Raw genomic sequence first — 25,397 nt, forward strand, 5'->3', positions numbered from 1 at the left:
TATGAAACAATATATCATTGTAGTCTCTTTGGTTTTAACGGCCTTCTCTGCCGGAGCTCAGACTTCCATAGATGAAGTGCTTCGAAGCATAGAGACGAATAATAAAGATTTGCAGGCTAACGGCCAGCTTACAACAGCTATGAAGCTGGAGACTAAGTTGGATAATAACCTGCCTGATCCTTCTGTGTCTTATACTCATCAATATGGAAATAAAGAGGGTATGGGGATTCAGGGTGAATTGGTCGCTTCCCAGTCTTTTGACTTTCCGACTGTCTATGCACAAAGAAGTAAGTTATCGAAGACAAAGTCTGTTGCTTTAGATCGTCAGCATGCCGATTTCCGTCAGCAGATATTGTTACAGGCGAAAACGGTATGCCTGGATTTGGTGCTGTTGAATCAGCAGAAAAGCCTGTCGGATTTACGCTTGCAGAATGCGAGACAGTTGGCAGACCTGTATGAGAAACGTCTTTCAACCGGTGATGCCAATATTTTGGAAACAAATAAAATCAATCTGGAACTGCTCAATGCACAGAACGAAGCGCGTATGAATGAAGCGGCACGTGTCGCTAAATTGCAGGAGTTGGCAACGTTGAACGGCGGTATTGCAATCAACTTTACCGATACCGTGTATGCACCTGTTCAGGATGTTCTTTCCTTCGAAGACTTTAAGGTGGAAGCAATGGCTGCCAATCCGCAGTTGCTTTCTTTGCAGAGTGCGCAAACCGCTGCGTTGCGACAGATAAATGTCAATAAGGCGAAAGGTTTGCCCGGCTTTGAACTGGGGTATCGTTTGAATACGGCAACCGGAGGCGAACGTTTCAATGGATTCCTTGTTGGCGTATCCATCCCGTTGTTCTCTAACCGGAACAATGTAAAACAGGCAAAAGCACAAAGTCTTTATGCCGATTTACAACTGGAAAGTACCTCTTATACGGTAGAGAGTGAGTTGCATCAGCTGTATAATCAATCGACGGCTCTGAAAACATCTATGGATGAATATAGCCGGGTGCTTAACAGCCAGAATAACCTCGCTTTGCTTAATAAGGCAATACAAACCGGACAGATTTCCATGATTGAATATTTCGTTGATGTAACGACCTATTATCAAAGCATGCAGAATTATATGCAGCTGCAAAACGAGTATCAAAAGGTAATGGCTCAATTATATAAATATAAATTGTGATATTTTTTCCCATCCTGCATGCAGTATTTCCGGAATCATTACATTTATATATATATATAGTAAAAGCACTATAGAAGAGAATGAGTGAATCTGAGTTGACCGACAAATGCAGGGTGGGAGATAATCCGGCCCGCAGAGAGCTATATGAGCTTTATGCGGAAAAGATGTTGTGCCTGTGTTACCGGTACACCGGTGATATCGAGGTGGCACACGACCTTCTTCACGACGGTTTCCTTAAAGTTTTCTCCTCTATCTCTTCTTTTACTTACAAAGGCGAAGGTTGTTTACGGGCTTGGCTTAGTAAAGTGTTTACAAATACGGCACTGGAATACCTCCGCAGGAAAGATTTACTTCGAGAGGGCGTTTCTTTGGATGAGATCTATGACTTGCCTGATGAATTAGAGCCTGATGCCAGTAGTCTTTCAATGGATATCCTGATGCGTTTTGTTACCGATTTGCCGCATGGCTACCGAACTGTGTTCAACTTATATGTATTTGAACACTGGTCGCATAAGGAGATAGCAGCCCAGTTACATATCAATGAAAAATCTTCTGCGTCCCAGCTAAACCGGGCACGTAAGATTTTGGTTGCCAGAATAAGAGAAGAACTAAAAAAAGAAAGATAAACTGGATGGATAAAGAACACGACATACTGCAAACGTATCGCCAACGTCAGGATGAATTTCATCTTCCGTTGCGCGAAGGCGGGTGGGAGAAGCTGGAAAAAGAACTGGCTTCATCACCGGTGGTAGTCCGTCGTATGCCTTATCGCTGGTGGGCTGTGGCGGCAGTGATATTATTGTGCATTGCTGTGTCTATTCCGATATTTTTGCAAAAAGAGACTGCGGTGATCGTATCGGATAGCCAGACTGTGACAGTTGCAGAACCGATCGAGAAAGCAGGAGGGGGGAATACGATGTCGGAAACTCAGACTACTTCTCCTGCTGTACCGCAGCATCCTGTTCTGCCGGTAAAGAAACGTCCGGCAAGCCAAAGCTCTTCTGTCTCTGTTGTTTCCGAATCTCTTGCTATTGCTGATGCAATACCTGTTATTCCGGAATGTGAGCCAGCGAAAGAGGAAGAGGCCGTTTCTGAGAAAGAAGCAGTGGAAACATCGATACCCAAACATTCGGATTTAGGTCCGCAGCCGGAGAAGAGAGTGAAACTCTCTAAAGACATTGCCAGCCGGAAAAAGAGGAATTATAAAAAACATGCCGAAGGCTGGTCGTTCGGTATAGGTGCAGGTAGCGGTAAAATGGTAAAAGGATTTGACGGTTTTGGTAATAATGATTTTCTTGCTAGTAATCCGGAGCCTCCTGTTACTGATCCTGAAAACCCGGATGATCCTGATAAACCGGAGCTGGAACGTGCAATGGTTCCGCTGTCGGCAAATACATTGCCTCAGTTGAGAAGTACTTCTTACGAATATGTTCACCGTATGCCGTTGTCTGTCGGAGTTTCCGTAAAGAAGAACATAACGGACGATTTCGGATTGGAAAGCGGACTGTCTTATACATTCCTTTATTCCGACATTAAGCAGTCCGGAGCTACGGGTTATGTAGGAAGCCAGCGTATCCATTATCTGGGTATTCCTGTCAAAGCCAACTGGACGTTTTACCGTAAAGGCGTATTCTCCGTGTATGTGTCGGGAGGAGTATTAACGGAATATAGTATATCGGCCCGGCGGCGGTTGAAGAATGAGTATATGAAACTGGATATGAACCGGTGGCAATTTTCTATGAATGCTTCGGTGGGAGCGGAAGTAAAGCTGGTTCCTCCTCTGTCCTTATATCTCGAACCCGGAGTAGGTTATTATTTTGACAATGGCAATGACATACCTACCGTGCGCAAAGAACATCCATGGTTGTTCGGCTTGCAATTAGGCTTGCGGTTTTCCTATTAGTTTGTATTAATCCTAAATATAAGAAGTATGAAAAAAGTAATCTCTTTAATGGCGATAGCCATTCTTATGTCTGCATGTGATGGTGATGATGGCATGTATCCTCCTCCTCCAATTCCTCCCGGACCCGTGCAGGAACTTGTAACTATTGATTTAAAGGTACAGCTTGAAAATAATGCGGTGGAAACAGATCCCTCCGTACTATTCGTTTCCAAATGGAATGAAGGACATCGTTTATTTTCTTATTCTGCGAAATCGCAAGAAGCTCTGGATGCTTCCACAAAATCGGAAGGTGCGGAGACGAGAACTTCTGTGATGAGCCCTTTTACTTCCTTTTATCTGGTGGACGGAATAGGTCTGGAGAATGCCGCTTTTAAAGGTAGCGTTGTGAAGGGGGATGATTCGTTGGTCGTTTTCAGGGTTTCAAGAGAGCTTTTACAACTCAATTATGTTAGCCGTCATTATAAGACGGACTCTATTCCTGAGGTTTTCCGCTTTGACGATCTTATGATGGGAACGGTAAAGATAGATACTGTGAACGGAACAACAATAACAATGAAACATATCACTTCTGTTCTGGACGTCAAGCTCATCAATAAAACCGGTATTGATTTGATGATTAATAAAGTGATAATACATCCTGCCGATCCGGATAGCAAGCCCTTCTACAGTACTTTTGAAGAGTGTATCTATTCTTATGGAAAGGTGGATAGAGGAAGCTCCGGTGCATTAACTGCCGAATATTCAAAAGGATATGTGGAAAATGGAGATACGTTTACCGTACGCCATCCGTTATTCCTGTTAAATGAATCGGTATTGGAAGGCAAAGCATTGATTATCTCCATAATAACAAATCATGGTATGTATAGTTATACAAAAACCGGAAAGAAATATGAAGGCGGAATGCACCATGTGGAAGAAGTAATATTGGAAGGACAATAACCTATTGGTAAGTCCTTTGGCTGATACGGCTAAAGGGTATCTAAAGGTTATATCTTTTGCATAAAGAAGTCCCGTCTTAACATTTCAAAAGAGCAGACCTTTGAAGTGTTAAGACGGGACTTTGATGTTCAAAAGATAGCTCTTTTGTTTTATGCTTTTGTTCCCTTCATGGATAATTTCTCGAGGAAGTAAACCATGGCAAAGCCTATTATCATTAATCCTACAGCTTCCCAAACCAGTTGGTTTGGCATGATGTTTACTTCTACCAACGGTTTTGTAATCCCGTGGCTATCTATATAAGTTTCCACCGTTTCTTTCCACGGCCAGACTTTGTTTAAAGAGCCTAACATAAAACCGGCTAAAACAGAAATAGTTATATCATGGAATTTGCGTAATGCAAACGATAGAATCCGGGAGAAAGAGGTAATGCCTATAGCTGCTCCGCATATAAATACCAGCATAACCGGAATATTAAATGTTTTGACAGCTTCCATTATATAAAAATATTTACCTAACAGCACCAGTATGAAACTGCCTGAAATACCCGGTAATATCATTGCGCAAATGGCAATTGCCCCGCATAGAAAGATAAATAAGTAGTTATTGGATGTTTCGGCCGGTGTTGCTACTGTGATATAGAATGCCAGAATAGCTCCGGCAATGAAACTTAGAATCGTTTTCCAATTCCATTTCTTTATATCTTTAGATACGAACAGGGTAGAAGCCAGTACCAGGCCAAAAAAGAAAGCCCATACCAAAATAGGATGATAAACCAGCAGATAAGTGATGATTTTAGCCAAAGAGAAAATACTGATACCTATACCTCCAACAATGGAAAGCAGGAAGTTGGCGTTGATAGCTTTCCAGAAGGTAGCAATTTTTCCACTGAGTAGCAATTTCAGTGAGGCGCCATTGATGCTCTTGATTGAGTCGATCAATTCTTCATAAATACCGACAATAAAAGCTATTGTCCCTCCTGAAACGCCCGGTACTACGTCGGCAGCACCCATTCCCATTCCTTTTAATACTAAGAGGCCGTAGTCTTTTAGTTTTCTGTCCATTTTGAGTAGTTCTTGTTAATTACTATTGTCTTTGTTTTTTAGAAATTCTTTTGCTAAATCTTCCGGAGGAATGTGGTGATTGATAAACGGATTATTCAAATCTATTTTATCAAGGCTTATTCCCGAATTCTTTAAAAAGTTCAACATTTCCTGAGGAGATGTTTGTTTGTAATGTTCTTGAAACTTTTGAATATCTCCCATACCCAGGTAAGCCATTGCTATGTGGATATGTATATAGGGTGTTTCCGGATTCTTCTGCATTATTTTATGATAATATTGTAGAGCCTTTTCGATATCACCTTTTAAATATAAATATTGTCCGGCACGCAAAAGGCTACTGCATTCTTCATTCGTGTCTCCTTCGGCAGAGTCTAAAGCATTGAACAGATAATCGGTAATATTGAGGGCTTGGTCTTCTTGTCCGTTCTCTAAGTAAGTAAGAGCAAGCAAAGATAAAATACGCACATTGTCCGGAAATAGTTTCATGGCCTTTTTTAAGGTGGTGGAAGCCTCTTTTTCCCGTTCTATTTCCAAACAGCAACGAATGAAGTTTACGTAAGCAGTAGGCTCTTTCTTAACCTCTTTTTTGGACAGAAGCTGTTTCAGTATATCATAGCCTTCCTTGAAACGCTCAAGTTTAATATAACATTCTGCCAGATGAGGTTTTATCCAATAATAATCATCATTGTCTATTACTTCGGAATAAGCTTCAATTGCTTTTTCGTAGTTCTCATTCATGTACAGGCAGTAGGCTCTTAAGATTTTAAGCTCGATGTCCGAATCATCGCAAGTCAGGGCAAAGTCGAATGCTTCAATAGCTTTGTCGTAATCCGGAAGCATGGAATACAAACGTCCTAAAGTAAACCAGTAATCACAGGAATATGGATTCTTGTCTATTAACTCATTGCATATTTTAATAGCTTCCTGAAACTTTCCTTCGGCTTCCAATAAAAGACATAATTCATTTTTTATGGTAAAGTTTTCCGGAAACATCTTCAAGGCAAGGTCTATAAACTCTCTTGATTCTTTAAATAAGTCCAGGTCGTTCAGTATAGGAATAATACACTCGAAAATGGATTCCTGGTATTCACAGCTGTCCGTAATAAGCTTTTGGACAAATTCAATGGCTTTATTATGTTTGTTTGTATAACAATAGCACTCTATTCTTAATAAGTCCAGATCTTCATTATTGGTTTCGGCAATGCTGTCTATAAGTTTCAACGCATCTTCGAAATTATTATTATACACATATTGTTTACACTCCTTGATAAGTAGTGCAGTATTGTTAGGATGAAATTTTAAACCGAGTTCCAAAACTTCATCATAATAGGTATAATCGTCAGACTCTTCAAAGCTTTCAAGCAAGTCGTCAATTTCATCTGCATCAAAATAAGGTTCTTTTCCTCCTTCCTTTGCATTCAGATAACGTTGCAATAAGCGTGAAATATCGTCTTTTTTCATATTTAATAATAATCAGTTAATGTAATAATTTGCCAATTTGCCAATGCTTATAAGTAACTCTACAGACATATCGCATTGGCAAATAGGCACATTATTTATTGATCTTCGACCATGTGTCTTTTAAGGAGACGGTACGGTTAAAGATTAATTTTTCCGGTGTAGAATCTTTATCTACATTGAAATAACCGATACGCTGGAATTGCAGGTAACTTAAAGGTTTGGCATTTGCCAGGTATTTCTCTACATAACAATTAGTCAATACATTCAAAGAATCCGGATTGATGATTTCTTTCATTGCATCTAACACCGAACAGTCTTTCGCTTCACGGATAGCCGCCAATTCGTCACGTGGATTTTCCACTTTCCACAGGCGGTCGTATAAACGAACTTCTGCAGGTAAGCAATGTGCACAGCTTACCCAATGCAAAGTTCCTTTTACTTTGCGGTTACTGTCCGGCATTCCGCTCTTTGTCTGCGGATCATATTCACAGTATACTTCTACAATTTCACCGGCATCGTTCTTTTTACAGCCTGTACATTTTACTATATAGGCATTTTTCAAACGTACTTCCTGTCCCGGGGTCATACGGAAGTATTTCTTCGGAGCGTCTTCCATAAAGTCTTCCTTTTCGATCCATAGCTCACGGCTAAACTCAATTGCGTGAGTTCCTGCCGACGGATCTTCCGGATTGTTGACGGCCTCCATTTCTTCCACTTGTCCTTCCGGATAGTTCGTGATAATTAACTTTACCGGATTAAGAACCGCTGATACGCGAGTTGAACGTGTATTCAAATCCTCACGTACGGCACTTTCCAGTAAGGCAAAGTCGTTCAACGCATCATAGGTTGTATAACCGATTTTATCTATGAACTTCCGGATTGATTCCGGCGAATAACCACGGCGACGGAATGCGCAAATAGTTGGCATGCGAGGATCGTCCCAACCATTTACTAAACCTTCTTTTACTAATATCAGCAAGTTGCGCTTGCTCATTAGTGTATAATTTAAGTTCAGTTTGTTGAATTCGGTCTGGCGTGGACGATTGTCATCCAAGTCTTTTCCTTCTTTCAACCAATCGATGAACAGGTCGTATAATGGACGGTGTACAACAAACTCAAGTGTACAGAGGGAATGGGTAACTCCTTCAAAATAGTCACTTTGTCCGTGAGCAAAATCATACATCGGATATACATTCCATTTATTGCCTGTACGGTGATGCGATGTTTTGATGATGCGATAAATAATCGGATCACGGAAGTGCATATTCGGATTGGCCATATCTATCTTTGCACGCAACACCATAGAGCCTTCTTCCAGTTCGCCGCTATTCATTTTATTGAACAGTTTCAGATTTTCTTCTATCGGACGATTGCGGAAAGGGCTGTCTACACCCGGTTGCGTAGGAGTTCCTTTTTGTTGGGCGATAACTTCGGCACTCTGTTCGTCTACATAGGCTTTGCCTTCCTTAATCAATTGGATGGCAAAATCCCACAATTGCTGGAAGTAATCGGATGCGTAATATATTTTGTTCCAGTGAAAACCTAACCATTCGATGTCTTCTTTAATGGAATCAACGTACTCCATATCTTCTTTCACCGGGTTGGTATCGTCAAAACGAAGGTTGCATACACCGTTGTGGCGCTCTGCAATACCAAAGTCCAGACAAATCGCTTTGGCGTGTCCGATATGAAGGTATCCGTTGGGTTCCGGTGGAAAACGTGTTTGTACGTATCCTCCGTTTTTACCTTCTGCCAGGTCACTCTCTACCATTGCTTCGATGAAATTCAGGCTTTTTTTGCCTTCTTCTTCATTTGTACTGATGTCGCTCATATTATATGATGTTTCCTTTAAGGGAACAAAGGTAGCGATTTCTTTATTGGTTACATAATGATAGGTGTTTTTTCCTGCTTCACCTCTTCATTTTTATAAGAAGTAGCGGCATTGGATTATCCTAAAAGAGACTTATCAGCAACGCTATGTTCAATATGGTTACCATTGTTCCCAAAAGCAACAGGATTATCATTGTTGACCGGCTATTGGCGTAGACACCCATAACTTTTTTGCTGGAAGTCAGATACACCTGCGTAAAGACTGTTACAGGAAGTTGGACACTCAATAACATCTGTGATAAGATCAGCCCTTTAAACGGGTCTCCAATCAGGAAGATGATAAGTAAAGCCGGGACAAAAGATAATAATACACCTAGCTTTGAGTGTAAATCTTTGTGGTTATAAGCTTCTCCGAAAAATCCGGCGAATATGGAAGCTCCTGCAATACCTGATGTAATTGTAGACGAAATGCCTGCGAATAAAAGAGCGACGGCAAAGATAACACCCGCGTTGCTTCCTACCAATGGTACTAACAGTTGTTGTGCCTGGTCTAATTCTTCAACAGCTATTTTTTCTTTGAAGAAGGTGGAGGCGGCCAGTATGATCATTGCCGAATTAATGGCCCAGCCGATTACCATTGATAACAATGTGTCGTAAAACTCATACTTCAATTGTTTTTTGATAACGGTTTCATCTTCAAGATTCCACTCACGGCTCTGTATTACTTCCGAGTGTAAGAATAGATTATGGGGCATAACGACCGCCCCCAGCACACTCATAATAATGAGCAAAGAATTTTCTGGAAAGGATGGCTTTACCCATCCCTGTACGGCTTCACCCCATTGTACATCAACCAAAGCCAATTCATATAGGAAAGAGAGTCCGATGATGGAAACAAACATAATGATCCAACGCTCTATTTTGCTATATGTGTTACTTAATAACATGATGATACAGGCTATGGTAACGATAATGGAACCTATTTTGATTGGTATACTGAACAACATGCGAAGGGCAATAGCTCCTCCTAATATTTCGGCTAAAGAGGTGGAGATACTTGCCAGCATTGCCGAGCCAAGTATAGGACGGCTCAGTAAGCGGGGCATATATTTATTTGTTGCTTCCGATAAGCATAGTCCGGTTACAATACCTAGATGGGCTACGTTGTGTTGTATGATAATCAGCATGATGGAAGAGAAAGTCACTACCCATAGCAACGCATAACCAAACTCTGAACCGGCTGCCAGGTTGGTAGCCCAGTTTCCCGGATCAATGAAACCTACGGTAACCAATAGTCCCGGACCAATGTATTTAAGTAAATCTAACGCACCGGAATTTGGATGGTGATTCTTCTTTAGTTTATCTAGTATATTCATCTTTTTGAGTTGACAACAAACGAGTTGTATTTAATAGATCCTGAAAAATCATTCGTTTTGATTTGTAACACTGCAAAGATAAAGTTTGTTGCTGAATATCTGATTGTAAAAGAGGGATAGATTTGCTATTTTCTTTAAATCGGGAGATTGTCGTTCAAGGCAACCTCCCGAATAGTTTATTTAGATTTTCTTACCGATATAGAATACATACCCATAGAACTCTTTGTATTTATGGTACAATTCCATTTCATGGCGTTGTCCGGCAATAAGCTCCTCTACAGTTTGATTACCTGCATGTTTTTTTAGGAACATCTCTTGTATCCTGCAACATGGAGCAAAATAATGCTCAGTCCAACAATTCTCCGGTATAGTGAAAGTAGCAACAGGCACGTAGCCTGCATTCTGCACCTGGGCAACTTTATTCGGAATAGTATCTATTTCGGGATAATTTGCCATCCAAAAGTCGTATATCTCTGCCGGACGTTCTTCTGTAAACCATGAAGCTTCCGATACGGCGATATAACCGTTTTTCTTTAGATATTGCTTCCACTCATTTAACCCTCGTTCAAAACCAATGTTATAGATAGCTCCTTCCGACCAAATCAGGTCTAAAGATTCTTTCCCGAAAGGAAGCGTCTCTATCATCGAACCGACAATTCCATTTACTCGGTCGGACAAACCAAGTGTATGGGCATTTCGATTGAAGATGTTAATAAAATCGGGGAAAAGGTCAAGCCCTGTAATCTGACCCGAAACGTTTTGAGCCAATGTCATAGTCTGTCCGCCTGTTCCGCATCCGATGTCGGCAATTCGGGATTGTGGGGTCAGATTATCAATGAAGCCTAATGCTTTGACAGTTACTTCAGGACTTCCCGGTCCTTGACGTTCTACGTTTGAAAAGTATTCGCAGATTAAATTAAAATCGAATTCGTGAATTGTTTTGTTTTTGTTACTCATTATTTTAATATATATAGCATACACGCAAAAGCATAATGATACTTTCATCATTGTACGCAAGTTAAACTGAAATATAAATGCATGAAAAAACCTCTCAGAAAGATTATCTGAGAGTAAACGAAGGGACAATCCGCATCAGAAACGCAGATTGTTTACTAGACCAAATCCGATTTATTTGTTCTTGTCATGGTTGCAAAGGTACGTAATCTTTTATTATTAACAAAAGATTGAAGAAAGAATGGAGAAGAGACTAAAAAAATCCTTTATTGAAGAGAACCGGAATTTTATGGAAAGGTTAATACGAATGTAGTCCTTTTTGTTGCCGGAGAACTTATCAGGGCTATGCTTCCGCCTGACAGACGCATAATTTGCCGGGAGATGGAAAGCCCGATACCGCTACCGCCTTCTTTTGTCGTGAAGAACGGGATGAAAATATGTTCGGCTTCTTCGGGAGGAATGAGTGGACCATTGTTGCTTACTTCAATTAAAATGGCTTCTTCCTGATTCGTGTAGGCTTTTAGTTCGATGTAACCGTTTGGCTGTTCGTTACCGATAGCTTGCATTGCATTCTTTAGTAAATTAAGGACAACCTGGGTAATCAGATTCTCATCAGCATATACAATCAGATCGGACGGTTGCACATCTGTATGTATCGTAATATTGGGATAACTGTTATGATGCCGTGCTAATTGTACCATCCTGTCTGCAAACTTGGATACGTAGAACAAGGTTGGTTGCGGAGTGGGGATGTGGGTAAACTTACGATATGATTCTACAAAGGCAATCAGGCTTTTTCCCGTACTGCTAATTACTTCCAGCCCGTTGCGAATGTCTTCATTAACATCTTCATGGATGGAAAGCAATGTCTCGCTTAATGAGGTGATGGGAGTTACGGAGTTCATTATTTCATGGGTTAACACGCGGGTTAAGCGTATCCATGAATCAATTTCCTTTTCCTCCAATTCACTGTTGATGTCATTAAGGGCAATGATACGTACATGTTTTTCCTTTAAAGACATTTCGGAAACACGAACAGACAGATGCACCGTTCCTCTTTCATTTGTAAAAGAGACCTGATGCTTTTCTCCGGGAAGGATAGACGATATGGTCTCTTCCAATCCCTTGTCAATACGTCCCAGTTGCCTTACGTGGGTAAAAACCGTTAAGCCCAGCAAACGTAATGCTTCATTGTTTGTTTGGTATATATTTCCTTTGTCGTCTATAACTAAAATACCTGTATTTACCCAGTTCAGGATAAGCTCATAATATTTCTCTTTTTGAATGGCATCAGCTTTCGCCTGAAATAGTATTTGTGTGATACGGTTCAACGATTCGCTTACCAGTTTGTCATTGGATGAATGCCCGCGTGTAGCATATTTAAAAGCGTAATCACTATTGTCTATTGCATCAAACATGAATGCTATTTTTTGAGCATTACGTTTATACAATGTCCGAACCATCAATAACGACATAGCCCAGCAAAGGGCTACCGGTATACAAAAGCCCCAAAGACTGTTTAAACAGCAATAGGTAAGCCCTACCGTTGTAATGATCAACAGTAAAAGGCGAAGTGTGAGGCTGTAATATATACCTTTCAGCATACGAATAATTCTTTAATGTGCCAAATCCCGTAGCAGCTATTAATCTGTCGGTCCGTTATTTAATAGGTGATTATTATAATTCGTATCGTTTGATCTTATTGTATAAAGTTTGCCGGGAAATACCCAACTGGCTTGCTACCAGAGAAAGATTTCCTTCATATTTATCCATGGCATTTTTTATCATGTTGTATTCCATCTCTTCGAGAGTGGTAATATCTTTTGCCGGCGCATCCTTTTTACTTCGTGGAAAATCAAAATTATTGCTATCCAATACATCGCCTTCACAAATAATAACAGCCTTTTCTATGGTATGTTCCAATTCCCGGATATTTCCATACCATGGTTGTTGTTTCAACTTTTCTTTGGCATCATTACTTAAATGCAGGGATTGTTTACCGTATATATTGCCATATTTGGAAAGGAATAACTCTGTTAGCGGAACAATGTCTTCCTGCCGTTCTCGGAGTGGAGGTATTTCTACATGAATGGTGTTGATACGATAGAGTAAATCTTCGCGAAACTCTTCTTTTTGTACCATTTCCTGTAAATCTTTATTTGTGGCGCATATCAGGCGGATATTGACCGGAATAGGAGTGTTGCTTCCTACGCGGACAATACTTCTTCTTTGTAATGCGGTAAGAAGTTTGGCTTGCAAATGATAGGAAAGATTTCCTATTTCATCTAAAAAGAGAGTTCCGTTGTTTGCTGCCTCAAACTTTCCCGGACGGTCGGCACGGGCGTCGGTAAAAGCCCCTTTCACATGTCCGAATAACTCGCTTTCAAATAACGTTTCCGTAATGGCACCCATATCCACAGGTATCATAGCTTCGTTCTTTCTGCTGGATAATACGTGTATTTCACGGGCTAACATCTCTTTTCCTGTTCCGTTTTCACCCGTAATGAGGATGTTTGCATCTGTTTTAGATACTTTTTCAATTAAATTACGGAGTTGTTGCATGGAGTTGCTTTCTCCCCAAAACATACCGCTTTCCTTAGAGATAACTTGCTTTTTGCCAGCATTTATCTTTTTATTGCTGGATATACGGATATTGTAGGCCGATTGTAATGTCTCTAACAGTTTTGCATTGTCCCACGGCTTTACGATGAAATCGGTAGCGCCCTCTTTGATGCCGCGTACGGCGAGGTCTATATCCGCATAAGCTGTAAAAAGTACGACTTGAATGGAAGGATGTTCTTTTTTTATTTCCGATAACCAGAAAAGCCCTTCATTTCCATTATTAATGCCCGCACTGAAATTCATATCCAGTAAAACAACATCTACCTGTTCATCGTGTAACGTAGATTTGATTTTATTTGGCGTAGAAATTGTAATTACTTTCTCAAAGCAAGTACCCAGCAGCATCTGTACAGCTGTAAGAATTCCTTTATTGTCGTCTACAACGAGTATGGTTCCTTGTTTTGCCATTTATTTATATATAATGTATATGTAAGGCAAAGGTAATAAAAATACTTGAGATTATAATTTAGGATTTTATATACATAGTTTAAGTAATTTGAGGGTGATGAATCCGATAACAATAGCGACTGTAAAACTCGCAAAAGTACCTATAAGTACATATTCGGTGATTTTAATATCTTTGGCTTTATTCAACTCTCCAAAACGGAAAATAGATTTGGTTGCCAGTAAAAATCCAACGCCTTCAATATTTCCGGTGAGAATGAAAGTCAATATGAGTATCCGCTCCAGGTATCCTATTGTTTTTCCTGCATTAGGAAGACTTTGAGATATAGTTTCTTTCGGTGTCCACCGTTTAGTGAATAGACTAAGAAAAATTGAGGTTGGTTTCAACACAAGCAAATATGCAGTAATAACAAACCAAAAACGAGAATCATCCAAATAATATTCCAACCATTCCAATCCAACCATTCCATTCTTATATAAGAGTATCCACAGTGTAAAAATAACTGCTATATGAACTACTTGATCTATAAGAAATGTCTTCATCCCATCTTTCATATATGTAGATTTGACATAATCCATCATAAAGTGAGTTACGAGGATTACTGTTGGAATAATCCAATTATTCCATTGTGCAACAAAAAGATAAGTTATACATGCATGAGTTAGGCTATGGAGAAATTGATACCGGAATTTAATAGAGCCTTCCCTTTTTTTCCTTTCGCAGATGCGATCTGTTTGTAAAATAAAATCTGAAAAGAAATGGGCAAATAGTAGTTTTAGCAAAATTATCATATTTGTTATATTAAGTTTCTGGTTATCAATGTTGAATATCTTTCCAAATACATACGGATAAGATTTTCTTTGGCGGTTCCAAGTAGTTTACTTATGTTTTGGGCAGTCTTATTATACTCTATTGCGATGTCTTTCTGTGATGTCTGGTAAAGTAATGTGGGATAAATGACTTGGGCTTGCGAATTTGTCCAATCCGAAATGATGTCATCTGCAAATGCAGTACTAACTTTTAGTTCTTCATTTACGTTTTCCCATCTTGTCCTTATAGTCAGTTTTTGTTTTCCGATTTCATCAAGCCCCCATCCGGAAAAATGAAATGCTTCCCCGTCTGATATAACAACCTTATCAGATGTATAAGATATTTCGCCTACACCAAGAGCGATGCGGGCGTCCCATATATTTTTACTTTCAGGTGGAGTTTTGCGTTTGAGCCCTGCCCGTAATAGAATAGCAACTTTTAGTGCTTCCTCAGGTTTGTCTACAACAAGTTGAAAGCTATCTCCTCTAAAAAACTCAATTTCTAAAGGAGTTAGAATTGTTAGTTCATCTGCAACGTCTTGGATGGAATCTATTAATTGTTTTTTCCAATCAACTCTTATTGCTGTTGAATTGATAACATCTCCTGTTATAACGCCTTTTATATTCATATTCCGTCTACATTGAATAGTTGTCTACAAAGGTAACATATCTCTTGATAAATCAACCAAAATCGGTTGTTTTCTTCAAATCAACCAAAATCGGTTGTTTTCTTCAAATCAACCAAAATCGGTTGTTTTCTTCAAATCAACCAAAATCGGTTGTTTTTCTAAAATCAACCAAAAATGGTTGTTTTCTTCAAGTCGATCGGAATGATTATGAAAAGAGGCGATTGCTGGAATTTGTCCAATTATTTTACAGCACTGTCTAATTTCTTGACACTCCTTTATTTCTTTGTTTTTATTAATGTGTTGATAAATATTGATTTACCTGTTTTGGCATGCTCTTTGCTTCTATATAGGCAGAAAATAATATAACGATGAAACAGATATTACTTACAACAGTTCTTTCGTGTGGTCTGGTTACTGTGGCAATAGCACAAGAGAAGACCTGGACATTAGATGAATGTATGCAGTACGCCGTTGAAAATAGCCCGGCTGTGAAAAAACAGGCTTATACGCATGACACATATAAGGCGGAACATAACGCATCAATTGCTTCTTTCTTTCCGACCGCGTCAACCAGTATAAGCGCACAGTATAATTTTGGACGTTCAATCGACCCGGAAACGAATACATATAACAATACATCTACTTTTAATAATTCATACGGCTTATCTACACAAATACCTGTTTTTACAGGCGGACAATTGATTAACCAATGGCTATTGGCTAAATCGAATGTGAAAATGGGTAAGAATGACATACAGAAGAAAAAAGATGATTTGGCATTGGAAACGATGGAGGCTTATATGAATGTTGTATATTATAAAGGTACGATCAAGATGGCGGCTGATAAATTGGAAGAAAGCCAACGAACCCTTTATAAAACGAAACGTCAGGAAGAACTCGGTTTAAAAGGCAGAGCCGATGTGGCACAATTTGAAGCTCAGGTAGCAGCGGATGATTATAGCCTGACCCATCAGCAGAATCTTTATAATGCGGCTTTGCTGACGTTAAAAGAAAAGATGAATTGTCCTTCCGATATGGAATTGGAAGTTGATACACTCCTCTCGGATGTATCTTTTGGACCGATGGTTGAAAACGTTAATGAGATTTTTGATTATGCCAGCGCAAATAATCCTACAGCCCTGCAGGCGGATTACCAGTTAAAAGGCAGCAAATATCAGTATCGCATGTATAAAGGCGCAATGTTGCCCCAAATCTATTTTAATGCCGGTATTTCTACAAACTATTTTGAAAATCTGAAATCGGAAGCAGCAGCTGCTGCTTTTGGCAGCCAGTTTAAGAATAACCGCGGCGAATACGTCGGATTTAGCGTTAGTTTTCCTTTGTTTAACGGTTTGAGTAAAGTAACCAACGTACGTCGTTACCGTAATAATTTGCGTATCGCGGAAGAAACAAAGACAGAAGTTCTTCGTCAGTTGCAGAATGCCATAGAACAGTCTGTTCTGGATCGTGAAGGATATGCGAAAGAGGCAATCCAGATGGATAAGCAAGTAAAATCTAATGATCTGGCTTATCGTGTAACACTTCGTAAATATGAAGAAGGTTTGATGAGTTCATTGGACGTACAAACCAGTTCAAACAATTTGCTTACATCGAAAGCAGATCTTCTTCAAAAGAAATTGATGTATCTTATGAAATCGAAGTTAGTAGATTATTATAAAGGCAAACCGCTTATAAACGGGATAATCGGAAAGTAATAGATATAATTATTAATCAGGAAAATAAAAAATAAAATACAATGGATATACAATTAGAAAAAAAGAAAGGCATTCAGAAAAAACATATTCCGTACATTGCAGGTGGAACTCTGTTTGTCGTATTATTGGGATGGATTATTTTTGGTGATCACGCTTCTACATTGAAGGTTGATGTTCGTGGTATCAGTATTGGAGATGTGACCCATGAGCAGTTTAATGACTTCGTTCGCGTAAATGGCCAGGTGCAGCCTATTACGGTTGTACAGCTAAGTCCGGAAGAAGGCGGTATCGTACAAGAGAAAGTAGTGGAAGAAGGCGCCCATGTGAAGAAAGGCGACATTATAGTACGTCTTAGCAATTCTAACCTGGATTTGCAAATCCTGAATGCAGAAGCTGAATTGGCTGAGAAACAAAACTTCCTGCGTAATACGCAGGTGACGATGGAACAGGATAAACTGACCAATCAAACGGAGAAATTACAATATGATATGGATATGACACGTGCTTTACGTGCTTATCGCCAGCAAGAACAGCTGTATAAAGAAAATCTGATTGCTAAAGAAGATTATCTGAAAGCAAAGGAGGATTATGAATTAGTCTCTAAAAAACATGCTTTGATAACTGAACGTCTGCGTCAGGATTCTATTTCACGTACAATTCAGATGGATGAAATGGAAGCCAGTTTGGCAAATATGCGTAAGAATATCTTGTTGATACGGGAACGTAAGGAAAACTTGAATGTACGTTCTCAGATTAATGGCGAATTGGGACTGCTGGACGTTGTATTGGGACAGAATATTACTCCGGGACAGAAGATAGGACAGATCAATGACTTGTCCGATTATAAAATTGAAGCGATGATAGATGAACATTATATTGACCGTGTAAAATCCGGTTTAAGCGCTACATTCGACCGTCAGGGAGGCAGTTTTGACTTGATAGTACGTAAAGTATATCCGGAAGTACGCGACGGCAAGTTCCGTACCGACTTTGTATTTACCGGAGAACGTCCGGATAATATCCGTAGCGGACAGACTTATTATATTAACCTTGAGCTGGGGCAGCCTACCGAAAGTATTATTATTCCGAAAGGTACATTCTTCCAGAGTACAGGCGGAAGCTGGATATTTGTTCTTGATAAGGACGGTAAGAAAGCATATCGCCGTAACATTAAGATCGGCCGTCAGAATCCGCAATATTATGAAGTGCTTGAAGGGCTGGAAGCCGGAGAGAAAGTGATTGTATCCAGCTACGAAAGTTATAAAGACAATGAAGTTCTGGTATTAGAATAAACCGTGCTTATATGAAAAATATAATAATAGCATTCCGTTCCCTGTTTAAAAAGGGAAGACATAATATAATGAAGATTGTTTCTTTGGGTGTAGGCCTGGCTGTTGGCCTGGTGTTGATAGCAAAAGTGTATTTTGAGCAATCTTATGATAGTTTTTATCCGGAAGCCAACCGTATTTACCAGATATGGGAGAGTGTAGAAAGAGATGGAGAATTAAAGGATTGGGGACGTACCAGCGGAGGAACGGCCGGCCTGATGAAGGAGAATATTCCGGAGATTGAGATGGCTACCCGTATCAATCCTTATGGAACCTGGACGTTTACAATGACGGATACGAAGCTGAAATATAAAGGAAAGGTTATTTTCGGAGACAGTTGTTTGTTCGATATGTTGCCCCGTCCTGTTCTGGCGGGAAATGCGAAGGAAGTGCTTTCCACCCCGATGCAGGTTATGATTTCAAGCCGTATGGCGAAAAACATAGGAGGCAATGTGGTTGGGAAAACATTTACACCGGATGATGCTCCCGAGCGCCAGCTTACTATTAGCGGCGTGTATGAAGAAATACCTGAAAATGCGTCCGATAGTTATGACGTCATTATTTCCATGCCTTCTTCACCCCGGTTTATGCGTGCAAACTCACATACGAACCTGTTTGGCAACGACCGCTATATAAGTTACATCAAGCTATATCCTAACACTTCTCTTAAATCTGTTTCAGAAGGAATACAACAGGTAGTAAATAAATATTTCCCTCCGGAAGAACAAGAAAAAGCCGGATTCAAGTTTTCGTACACATTGCATCGTCTGCCGGACATACATAAGGAAGATCCGCAGGTAAAAAGGATGACATGGTTACTTTCTCTGCTGGCATTGGCTTTGATAGGTACGGCTATGATGAATTATATTTTAATTGTTGTTTCCAGTATTGTAAACCGTTCCAAAGAGATTGCCGTACATAAGTGCTATGGTGCGGGAGGTAGAAATATTCATGGTATGATGCTGGGAGAGGCTTTCGTACACATAATCCTTTCATTGCTGCTGGCTACTGTATTGATATTGGTATTTCGGGGAACAGTGGAAGAATTGCTGGACGCTTCGCTGGAAGCCTTGTTGCTGTCGAAAGGCAGCCTGATTCTGTTACTGGTTTGCGCATTCGTCTTTTTGGGTACTGGGTTGATGCCCGGTTATTTATATACCCGCATACCGGTAGCTTCGGCATTTCGAAATTTCAGGGAAAGTAAACGTATCTGGAAGCTGGCTTTATTGTTTGTCCAATTTATTGCAGCCGGTTTTTTGTTTACGATGCTGGCTTTTATCGGACGTCAATATACTTATATGGTGAACGATAATCCGGGGTATAGTTATGATAATCTGGCTTATTGCGAGATGGTGGGAATAGATTCCACCGCGCGTAGCAAAGCCATATATGAACTGATGCGCCGGCCGGAAGTGGCTGCTGTAACAACATTTACCCAAGTACCGTTCTGGGGATTTAGCGGGAATAATGTCTATCTGCCCGGGACTGACAAAGAACTGTTTAATATAGCGGATCATTATTGGGTGGGCAACGACTACCTGAAAATAATGGAAATACCGGTTATTCAGGGACGGTCTTTTACGGAAAATGTAACTAATTCCGATGAGGTAATGGTAGATCGCCGCTTTGTAGAGAAAATGAAACTTGTTGCCGGTTGGACAGACGATGTAATAGGTAAATCAATTTGTGTAACAGAACATTGCGGTGATGATATGAAGGCGCATACTATTTGCGGCGTATTTGAGAACATCCGCCTGGGATCTATAGATGCACAGGATGAGCGCCCCTCGGTGCTGTTTTACGACAATATTCCGTCCAGGTTACTGCTTGTGAAGTTCCATCGTCTGGATGCTGACGGTATGGCAGAGGTACAGAAAACGATCTCTTCATTGTTCCCGGACCGTGACTTGGTATTGAATGCTTACCGGACAGAGTTGACGAATATATATGCAGACTCCCGTCAGTTCCGCGATTCCGTGATGATTGGCGGTTGCATTACCCTTCTGATTGCCCTGATAGGGCTGATTGGTTACACGAATGATGAAGTGAACCGCCGCCGGAAAGAAATTGCCATTCGCCGTGTAAGCGGTTCTACCCTGATGGAAATAATGAAGATGTTCCTTAAAGATATAATATGTATAGCGTTACCGGCTATAGTATTAGGTGGTTGTCTTGCTTTCTTTGCCGTGCAGAAATGGATGGAGCAATTTTCGGAAAAAGTGCCGCTTTCCTGGTACATATTTATCGGTTGCGGCGCTGTTGTTATGCTGATTATTCTGGCTGTTGTTAGCCTGGATGTCCGCCATACGGCAAATGATAATCCGGTAAACAGTTTGAAATCGGAATAAAGAATGAAATGTTTCATTTTGTTCCGCCGGCATGGAACAAATAAAATAAAAAATAAAGAATTATGAATAATCTGCTTAATTTTAAAACCTTCATTAAGTTTCTGAACCGAAACAAAGCCTATACGGCTATCGATATATTCGGACTGAGCATTTCATTGATGTTCGTGTTGCTAATTGCAGTTTATACGGTACAGGAAATGTCTACCGACCGGCAGCATTCCAAAGCTGCCCGGATTTACATGGTAGGTAACGAAAACTGGGTTGAAGCCGGGGCTGCCATATCTTATAAAGTAAAAGACCGGTATCCCGAAGTGGAAAAGGTCTGTCCGGTAGTGGCTAATTATGGCGGTGAAGGGTCTAAGGTTGTCAGTGAAGATAAGAAATTGAAAGCAGGCGTTATGTTTGCTGATTCTACCTTCTTCGATTTCTTTGACTTCCGGTTGTTGAAAGGGGATCGCAAGCAGGCGTTGGCAGCACGTAATTATGCCGTTATATCTTCTTCCTTTGCCCGTAAGATGTTTGGTAATGACGACCCTATGGGAAAACAACTGTTTGTTGGCGATACTATATCGGCCATAGTCAATGGCGTGGTAGAAGACATACGTCACTCTTCTTTACCTGAAGCAGATATTATTTTGCGCTGGGAGCAAGTAGCTTGTTTTAATCCGTCGTTGGCTCCTGACAGAATGGGTAATGCCGGTGCTACGGTTGCTTTTGTTATGGCGCGCGAAGGTAGTAATTTCCCGTCACGTGCCGCAGAGATGACGGAATGGATGAAAACATTCTATTGGCCTTTCGAGATGGGAGTAGTTAAAGAGGTACGTATCGAATCGCTGAAAGATTTCTATTTTTCCGGCGCAGTTTCCAATTCATTGAAAACCGGCGATAAGAAGTTTGTGCTTGTATTGATGTCCATCGGAATCCTGATCCTTATTTTCGCCGTAATCAATTATATTAATCTGACGGTTGCCCAAGCCGGTTTCCGGGCAAAAGAAATGGCTACCCGCCGGTTACTGGGGTCTTCACGTGGAGAGTTGTTTGCACGGCTGATGCTGGAGGCTACTTTGCTTACCTTCCTGTCGCTTGTGGTTGCAATACTGCTTGCTTTGGCAGCCGTTCCGTTTGTGAATGACCTGTTGCAGACACAAATTGATATGAGTGTGCTGGTAACATTGCCCTGGCTGTTGTCTATGCTGGGAGGAATGCTGGTGATAGGAGCTCTTTCAGGGTTACTGCCTTCCATTATTATTTCCGCACCAAAACCGATTGATGTAGTGCGCGGAACTTTCCGGGCCAAGACCAAGATGGTGTTCAGTAAGTTCTTTATTATATTCCAGAATGTGATTACGATAGCCATGATTGCAGCCTCTATCCTGATGATATGGCAAATACAACATATGATTCATGCACCTCTGGGCTATAACTCAAACAATCAGATAGCTGTGATGCTTAATTCGGTGGATAACAGCCAATGTACGGCGTTAGTGAATGAACTGCGTGGCTTGCCGGGAGTTAAAGCTGTAGGAAAAACTCAGGGACTTCCTTTGAGGGGCAGCAATAATCAAACGGTTAGTTTGGACGGTAAGGTTCTTTCCTTCCAGCAATTTGCGATGGATAAGGAATGTTATGATATCCTGGGGTTGGAAATTCTGCAGGATAACCACCTTTCTTCCTTTGGTTGGTTTATGAGTGAGTATGCTTTAAAAGAGATGAATCTTCCGCAAAATGCGCCGTCTGTTACCTTTGACGGATGGAAAGAACCTATTTCTATAGCCGGTGTTATCAAAGACTTCCATCTGGGGAATATTACGCGGGTAGAAAGCCCTGTCATGTTCCGGTTTTTGAAAGACGATGAAGGGGCATGGATTCTTCTTGTAGAAACACAAGGCGATCTTTTTGCGGCTAATAAAGAAATAAAACGCGTGTTTGAGAAAATAACCGGACTGGAATGCGATAGTTATATTCTGGATCAGGAACTACAGAAAACATTCGATTCTCAGATTCGTTTGGTAAAGATTGTGATTGTATTCTCTATTATCGCTATTCTTATCTCTCTGCTTGGTCTCGTTGCCATGTCTACTTATTTCATCCAACAACGTTCTAAGGAAGTTGCGGTGCGTAAAGTATTTGGTTCGACAAATAAAGAGATATTGATAAAATTGGTACGTACGTTTATGGTCTATGTAGGTATTGCTTTTGTGATAGCTGTCCCTATAATTTACCATTATGGAACTGATTGGTTATCCGATTATTCATACCGGATAGCATTGAGCCCGCTCATCTTTATTGCTGCCGGCTTGTTCTGCTTCGTTATCTCATTTGCTGCTGTTTTTGTTCAGAGTTGGCGAGCTGCGAATATGGATCCGGTGGATAGTTTCAGAAACGTGTAGCAATAGTTAAAAATCCGAATAAATAATATTTTATATGAAAACAATCGTTCGAAACTTCATAAGCGTGCTGCGGCGTTTTAAGATGGCAACAACTCTTAATATCTTGGGGCTGTCTGTCGCATTTGCCGCTTTTATGATAATTATGATGCAGGTAGATTATGACCGCACTTTTGATCGGTTTCATAAAGACACCCGGAATATTTACAGAGTAGAATTGCAGTGGGAAGGAGATCCTTTTCAAGCCATTTTTGCACGTCCTATGGCGGACGTATTCATTCGTTTTTCTCCACATATCAAGGCAGGAGCTTTAACGCGCCCATTCAGTAATGAAACACTTTTTACTGTCGAGAAGAATGGGCAAAAGGAGAGTTATTTGGAAAGAGATATGGCGGTTTATCCTTCTTTTACCGATGTGTTTACTTTTGATATGACGGAAGGATCGGAAAAGGCGTTGAACGAACCCGATAAGGTATTAATCCCGGAAAGCCTCTCCCAGAAAATCTTCGGGGAAGAATCGGCTATCGGAAAAATATTGGAGACCGGAGAAATTAAGTCTATGTTTAGCGGGGCTTTTAAAGAGAATGTTGGAGCACGCTTTACTGTAGGTGGCGTTTATAAAGATTTTCCGAAGAACAGTATTATCGAGAATGTGATTTATACGCCAATGGATGAACAGGAGAATCTGCAAAGCTGGGGCAATTCAAGCTATTATTTTTATATTCGTCTGGATTCTCCCGAATCATCGAAAGACTTGGTAAATGATTTTCTGGCTTATTATAAGAAAAATGAGTTGGGGAAAAATCTTTCCTGGTATAACGGAGAGATTAATTTCCGTTTGGTGCAACTTCCGGATGTACATTTTACAACAGATGTAATTTATGATTCGACTCCTAAGTCGAATCGTCAGACAATGTGGATATTGGTTGCTATCGCAATAGTCATTCTTGTTATTGCCGGCATTAACTTTACGAATTTCAGTATGGCCTTAACTCCGATGCGAATAAGGAGTATAAACACACAGAAAGTGCTGGGTGGCTCCGGAAGTATGCTTCGTTTTTCTTTGCTGACGGAGGCCGTATGTATTAGTATTGTTGCTTATTTGTTGGCCTTGTGGATGGTCTATTCCGTTGGAATATCTTCGTTGGCTGAACTGGTAGATGCAAACGTTTCATTGGCAGCTCATCCCGGATTGATAGCTATCACGGCATTTATTGCCATTTTTGCCGGCTTATTGGCCGGTTATTATCCCTCTTGCTATATAACTTCTTTTCCTCCGGCATTGGTGCTGAAAGGGACTTTTGGTTTGTCTCCTCAGGGACGCGTATTGAGGAATGTGTTGATCAGCATTCAGTTTTTTGCCTCTTTTGCCCTGATTATAGGAGCTATGTTTATGTATTTACAGAATCGTTATATGTCTACTTCTCCTTTAGGATATGAGAAAGACCAGATTATTGTAACGAATGTTACCCAAGCTGTGAAGAATAGTAAAAGTGCGTTTGTCAATCAGGTAAAGTCGTTTTCCGGTATTGAAGGTGTCACTTTTGCGGAAATGCTGTTATCCAGTCAAGACCAGTATATGGGATGGGGACGCGAATTGAATGGCAAGAATATTCAATTTCAATGTTTGCCGGTAGATGCTTCCTTCCTGAATGTGATGGGAATAAAAGTAAGTGAAGGCCGTGAATTCAGGAATGAAGACGAATTGACAAATCATGGTGCATTTATTTTTAATGAACGTGGACGGGATGTATTTGACATACAATTGGGTGACAGGATTGATGATGCGGAAATAATTGGTTTTATACCGGATGTGAAATTTGCCAGTTTCCGGACGGAAGTGACTCCGATGGCCTTTTATCTATGGGGAAAGGATAATTGGGGTAACGGATCGGCTTATGCGTATATTAAGGTAAAAGCCGGAAGCGATATGCGTGCGGCTATGCAGAAAGTGCAGGATACTTTGAAAAATATTGATCCGGATTATCCTTTTAATGTTCGCTTTTTCGATGAGGTATTGAATTCCGTTTATGCTAAAGAGAAAAAGTTGAGTATGTTGATTACTCTTTTCAGTCTGATAGCTGTATTCATCTCTATTGTAGGCGTCTTCGGGTTGGTTGTGTTTGAAAGTCAATATCGCCGGAAGGAGATAGGGTTGCGTAAAGTGATGGGGTCTACTACTTCACAAATACTGGTTATGTTCAATAAGACATATTGCCGTATTCTTTTGATTTGCTTTATGTTGGCAGCACCGGTGGCTTATTATGCGATAAGTCGTTGGTTGGAAAACTTTGCTTATAAGACACCTATCTATGGGTGGGTATTTATAGTTGCTTTCCTATTGGTGGCTATGATTACTATTATAACAGTAACTTTCCAGAATTGGCGTGCTGCAAGTGAAAATCCGGTAGATAGTATTAAAACAGAATAATATATAAACAATAAA

18 protein-coding genes are annotated in these 25,397 nt (G+C 40.4%); 9 read left to right on the top strand and 9 right to left on the bottom strand.

The window, feature by feature from the left end:
* Position 1 precedes the first annotated feature (1 nt).
* The 4 genes from C1721_RS12615 (at position 2) to C1721_RS12630 (ending at position 4,025) form a co-directional block, all read left to right on the top strand.
* The gene (locus C1721_RS12615; RefSeq protein ID WP_102408601.1) at positions 2-1,183 is read left to right on the top strand and encodes a TolC family protein; all 1,182 of its coding nucleotides are present in this window, start codon (positions 2-4) and stop codon (positions 1,181-1,183) included.
* An 80-nt stretch (positions 1,184-1,263) separates the two neighbouring features.
* Complete coding sequence (locus C1721_RS12620) at positions 1,264-1,809, top strand: RNA polymerase sigma factor (protein WP_102408602.1); 546 nt, start codon at positions 1,264-1,266, stop codon at positions 1,807-1,809.
* A 5-nt stretch (positions 1,810-1,814) separates the two neighbouring features.
* On the top strand, positions 1,815-3,086 hold the full coding sequence (locus tag C1721_RS12625; protein ID WP_102408603.1) for a porin family protein: 1,272 nt from the start codon (positions 1,815-1,817) through the stop codon (positions 3,084-3,086).
* A 27-nt stretch (positions 3,087-3,113) separates the two neighbouring features.
* Entirely contained in the window at positions 3,114-4,025 is a 912-nt protein-coding gene (locus tag C1721_RS12630; RefSeq protein WP_102408604.1) for a hypothetical protein, read from the top strand.
* 149 nt (positions 4,026-4,174) lie between these two features.
* Here the strand turns inward: C1721_RS12630 and C1721_RS12635 are convergent, their stop codons facing one another.
* The 9 genes from C1721_RS12635 to C1721_RS12675 form a co-directional block, all read right to left on the bottom strand.
* Positions 4,175-5,086 carry a DUF368 domain-containing protein gene (locus tag C1721_RS12635; RefSeq protein WP_102408605.1) on the bottom strand — a complete coding sequence of 304 codons (912 nt, stop codon included), beginning with the start codon at positions 5,084-5,086 and terminating at the stop codon, positions 4,175-4,177.
* Between the two features lie 15 nt (positions 5,087-5,101).
* On the bottom strand, positions 5,102-6,547 hold the full coding sequence (locus tag C1721_RS12640; RefSeq protein WP_102408606.1) for a tetratricopeptide repeat protein: 1,446 nt from the start codon (positions 6,545-6,547) through the stop codon (positions 5,102-5,104).
* 91 nt (positions 6,548-6,638) lie between these two features.
* Positions 6,639-8,378 (bottom strand): glutamine--tRNA ligase/YqeY domain fusion protein, encoded by a 1,740-nt coding sequence (locus C1721_RS12645; protein WP_102408607.1) that lies wholly within the window; start codon positions 8,376-8,378, stop codon positions 6,639-6,641.
* Positions 8,379-8,499: 121 nt separating this feature from the next.
* Positions 8,500-9,753, bottom strand: coding sequence for an Nramp family divalent metal transporter (locus C1721_RS12650; protein WP_102408608.1), 1,254 nt, complete (start codon positions 9,751-9,753; stop codon positions 8,500-8,502).
* A gap of 180 nt (positions 9,754-9,933) precedes the next feature.
* The gene (locus C1721_RS12655; protein ID WP_102408609.1) at positions 9,934-10,710 is read right to left on the bottom strand and encodes a class I SAM-dependent methyltransferase; all 777 of its coding nucleotides are present in this window, start codon (positions 10,708-10,710) and stop codon (positions 9,934-9,936) included.
* Positions 10,711-10,994: 284 nt separating this feature from the next.
* A complete protein-coding gene (locus C1721_RS12660) occupies positions 10,995-12,311 on the bottom strand; it encodes a sensor histidine kinase (protein ID WP_102408610.1) in 1,317 nt (438 codons plus the stop codon).
* A gap of 73 nt (positions 12,312-12,384) precedes the next feature.
* Positions 12,385-13,737, bottom strand: coding sequence for a sigma-54-dependent transcriptional regulator (locus C1721_RS12665; protein ID WP_102408611.1), 1,353 nt, complete (start codon positions 13,735-13,737; stop codon positions 12,385-12,387).
* Between the two features lie 66 nt (positions 13,738-13,803).
* Positions 13,804-14,526, bottom strand: a complete 723-nt coding sequence (locus C1721_RS12670; protein ID WP_102408612.1) for a DUF3307 domain-containing protein — start codon at positions 14,524-14,526, stop codon at positions 13,804-13,806.
* Between the two features lie 5 nt (positions 14,527-14,531).
* Positions 14,532-15,173, bottom strand: a complete 642-nt coding sequence (locus C1721_RS12675; RefSeq protein ID WP_102408613.1) for a hypothetical protein — start codon at positions 15,171-15,173, stop codon at positions 14,532-14,534.
* A 368-nt stretch (positions 15,174-15,541) separates the two neighbouring features.
* Between C1721_RS12675 and C1721_RS12680 the strand changes: the two genes are divergently transcribed.
* The 5 genes from C1721_RS12680 to C1721_RS12700 all read left to right on the top strand — a co-directional run bounded on the left by C1721_RS12680 (position 15,542) and on the right by C1721_RS12700 (position 25,382).
* Positions 15,542-16,888, top strand: coding sequence for a TolC family protein (locus C1721_RS12680; protein ID WP_102408614.1), 1,347 nt, complete (start codon positions 15,542-15,544; stop codon positions 16,886-16,888).
* A 41-nt stretch (positions 16,889-16,929) separates the two neighbouring features.
* Positions 16,930-18,180 (top strand): efflux RND transporter periplasmic adaptor subunit, encoded by a 1,251-nt coding sequence (locus C1721_RS12685; protein ID WP_102408615.1) that lies wholly within the window; start codon positions 16,930-16,932, stop codon positions 18,178-18,180.
* Positions 18,181-18,191: 11 nt separating this feature from the next.
* The gene (locus C1721_RS12690; RefSeq protein ID WP_102408616.1) at positions 18,192-20,564 is read left to right on the top strand and encodes an ABC transporter permease; all 2,373 of its coding nucleotides are present in this window, start codon (positions 18,192-18,194) and stop codon (positions 20,562-20,564) included.
* A gap of 62 nt (positions 20,565-20,626) precedes the next feature.
* Entirely contained in the window at positions 20,627-22,954 is a 2,328-nt protein-coding gene (locus C1721_RS12695; protein ID WP_102408617.1) for an ABC transporter permease, read from the top strand.
* Positions 22,955-22,988: 34 nt separating this feature from the next.
* The gene (locus C1721_RS12700) at positions 22,989-25,382 is read left to right on the top strand and encodes an ABC transporter permease (RefSeq protein ID WP_102408618.1); all 2,394 of its coding nucleotides are present in this window, start codon (positions 22,989-22,991) and stop codon (positions 25,380-25,382) included.
* The last annotated feature ends 15 nt before the right edge of the window (positions 25,383-25,397 follow it).

It is taken from the genome of Parabacteroides bouchesdurhonensis (assembly GCF_900186615.1).
Taxonomy (GTDB): domain Bacteria; phylum Bacteroidota; class Bacteroidia; order Bacteroidales; family Tannerellaceae; genus Parabacteroides; species Parabacteroides bouchesdurhonensis.

Coding starts and splice junctions, on each gene's coding strand:
- C1721_RS12690 (WP_102408616.1), top strand. CDS start 18,192: ATGAAAAATATAATAATAGCATTCCGTTCCCTGTTTAAAAAGGGAAGA.
- C1721_RS12675 (WP_102408613.1), bottom strand. CDS start 15,173: ATGAATATAAAAGGCGTTATAACAGGAGATGTTATCAATTCAACAGCA.
- C1721_RS12615 (WP_102408601.1), top strand. CDS start 2: ATGAAACAATATATCATTGTAGTCTCTTTGGTTTTAACGGCCTTCTCT.
- C1721_RS12665 (WP_102408611.1), bottom strand. CDS start 13,737: ATGGCAAAACAAGGAACCATACTCGTTGTAGACGACAATAAAGGAATT.
- C1721_RS12620 (WP_102408602.1), top strand. CDS start 1,264: ATGAGTGAATCTGAGTTGACCGACAAATGCAGGGTGGGAGATAATCCG.
- C1721_RS12700 (WP_102408618.1), top strand. CDS start 22,989: ATGAAAACAATCGTTCGAAACTTCATAAGCGTGCTGCGGCGTTTTAAG.
- C1721_RS12670 (WP_102408612.1), bottom strand. CDS start 14,526: ATGATAATTTTGCTAAAACTACTATTTGCCCATTTCTTTTCAGATTTT.
- C1721_RS12630 (WP_102408604.1), top strand. CDS start 3,114: ATGAAAAAAGTAATCTCTTTAATGGCGATAGCCATTCTTATGTCTGCA.
- C1721_RS12685 (WP_102408615.1), top strand. CDS start 16,930: ATGGATATACAATTAGAAAAAAAGAAAGGCATTCAGAAAAAACATATT.
- C1721_RS12650 (WP_102408608.1), bottom strand. CDS start 9,753: ATGAATATACTAGATAAACTAAAGAAGAATCACCATCCAAATTCCGGT.
- C1721_RS12655 (WP_102408609.1), bottom strand. CDS start 10,710: ATGAGTAACAAAAACAAAACAATTCACGAATTCGATTTTAATTTAATC.
- C1721_RS12660 (WP_102408610.1), bottom strand. CDS start 12,311: ATGCTGAAAGGTATATATTACAGCCTCACACTTCGCCTTTTACTGTTG.
- C1721_RS12625 (WP_102408603.1), top strand. CDS start 1,815: ATGGATAAAGAACACGACATACTGCAAACGTATCGCCAACGTCAGGAT.
- C1721_RS12695 (WP_102408617.1), top strand. CDS start 20,627: ATGAATAATCTGCTTAATTTTAAAACCTTCATTAAGTTTCTGAACCGA.
- C1721_RS12640 (WP_102408606.1), bottom strand. CDS start 6,547: ATGAAAAAAGACGATATTTCACGCTTATTGCAACGTTATCTGAATGCA.
- C1721_RS12635 (WP_102408605.1), bottom strand. CDS start 5,086: ATGGACAGAAAACTAAAAGACTACGGCCTCTTAGTATTAAAAGGAATG.
- C1721_RS12645 (WP_102408607.1), bottom strand. CDS start 8,378: ATGAGCGACATCAGTACAAATGAAGAAGAAGGCAAAAAAAGCCTGAAT.
- C1721_RS12680 (WP_102408614.1), top strand. CDS start 15,542: ATGAAACAGATATTACTTACAACAGTTCTTTCGTGTGGTCTGGTTACT.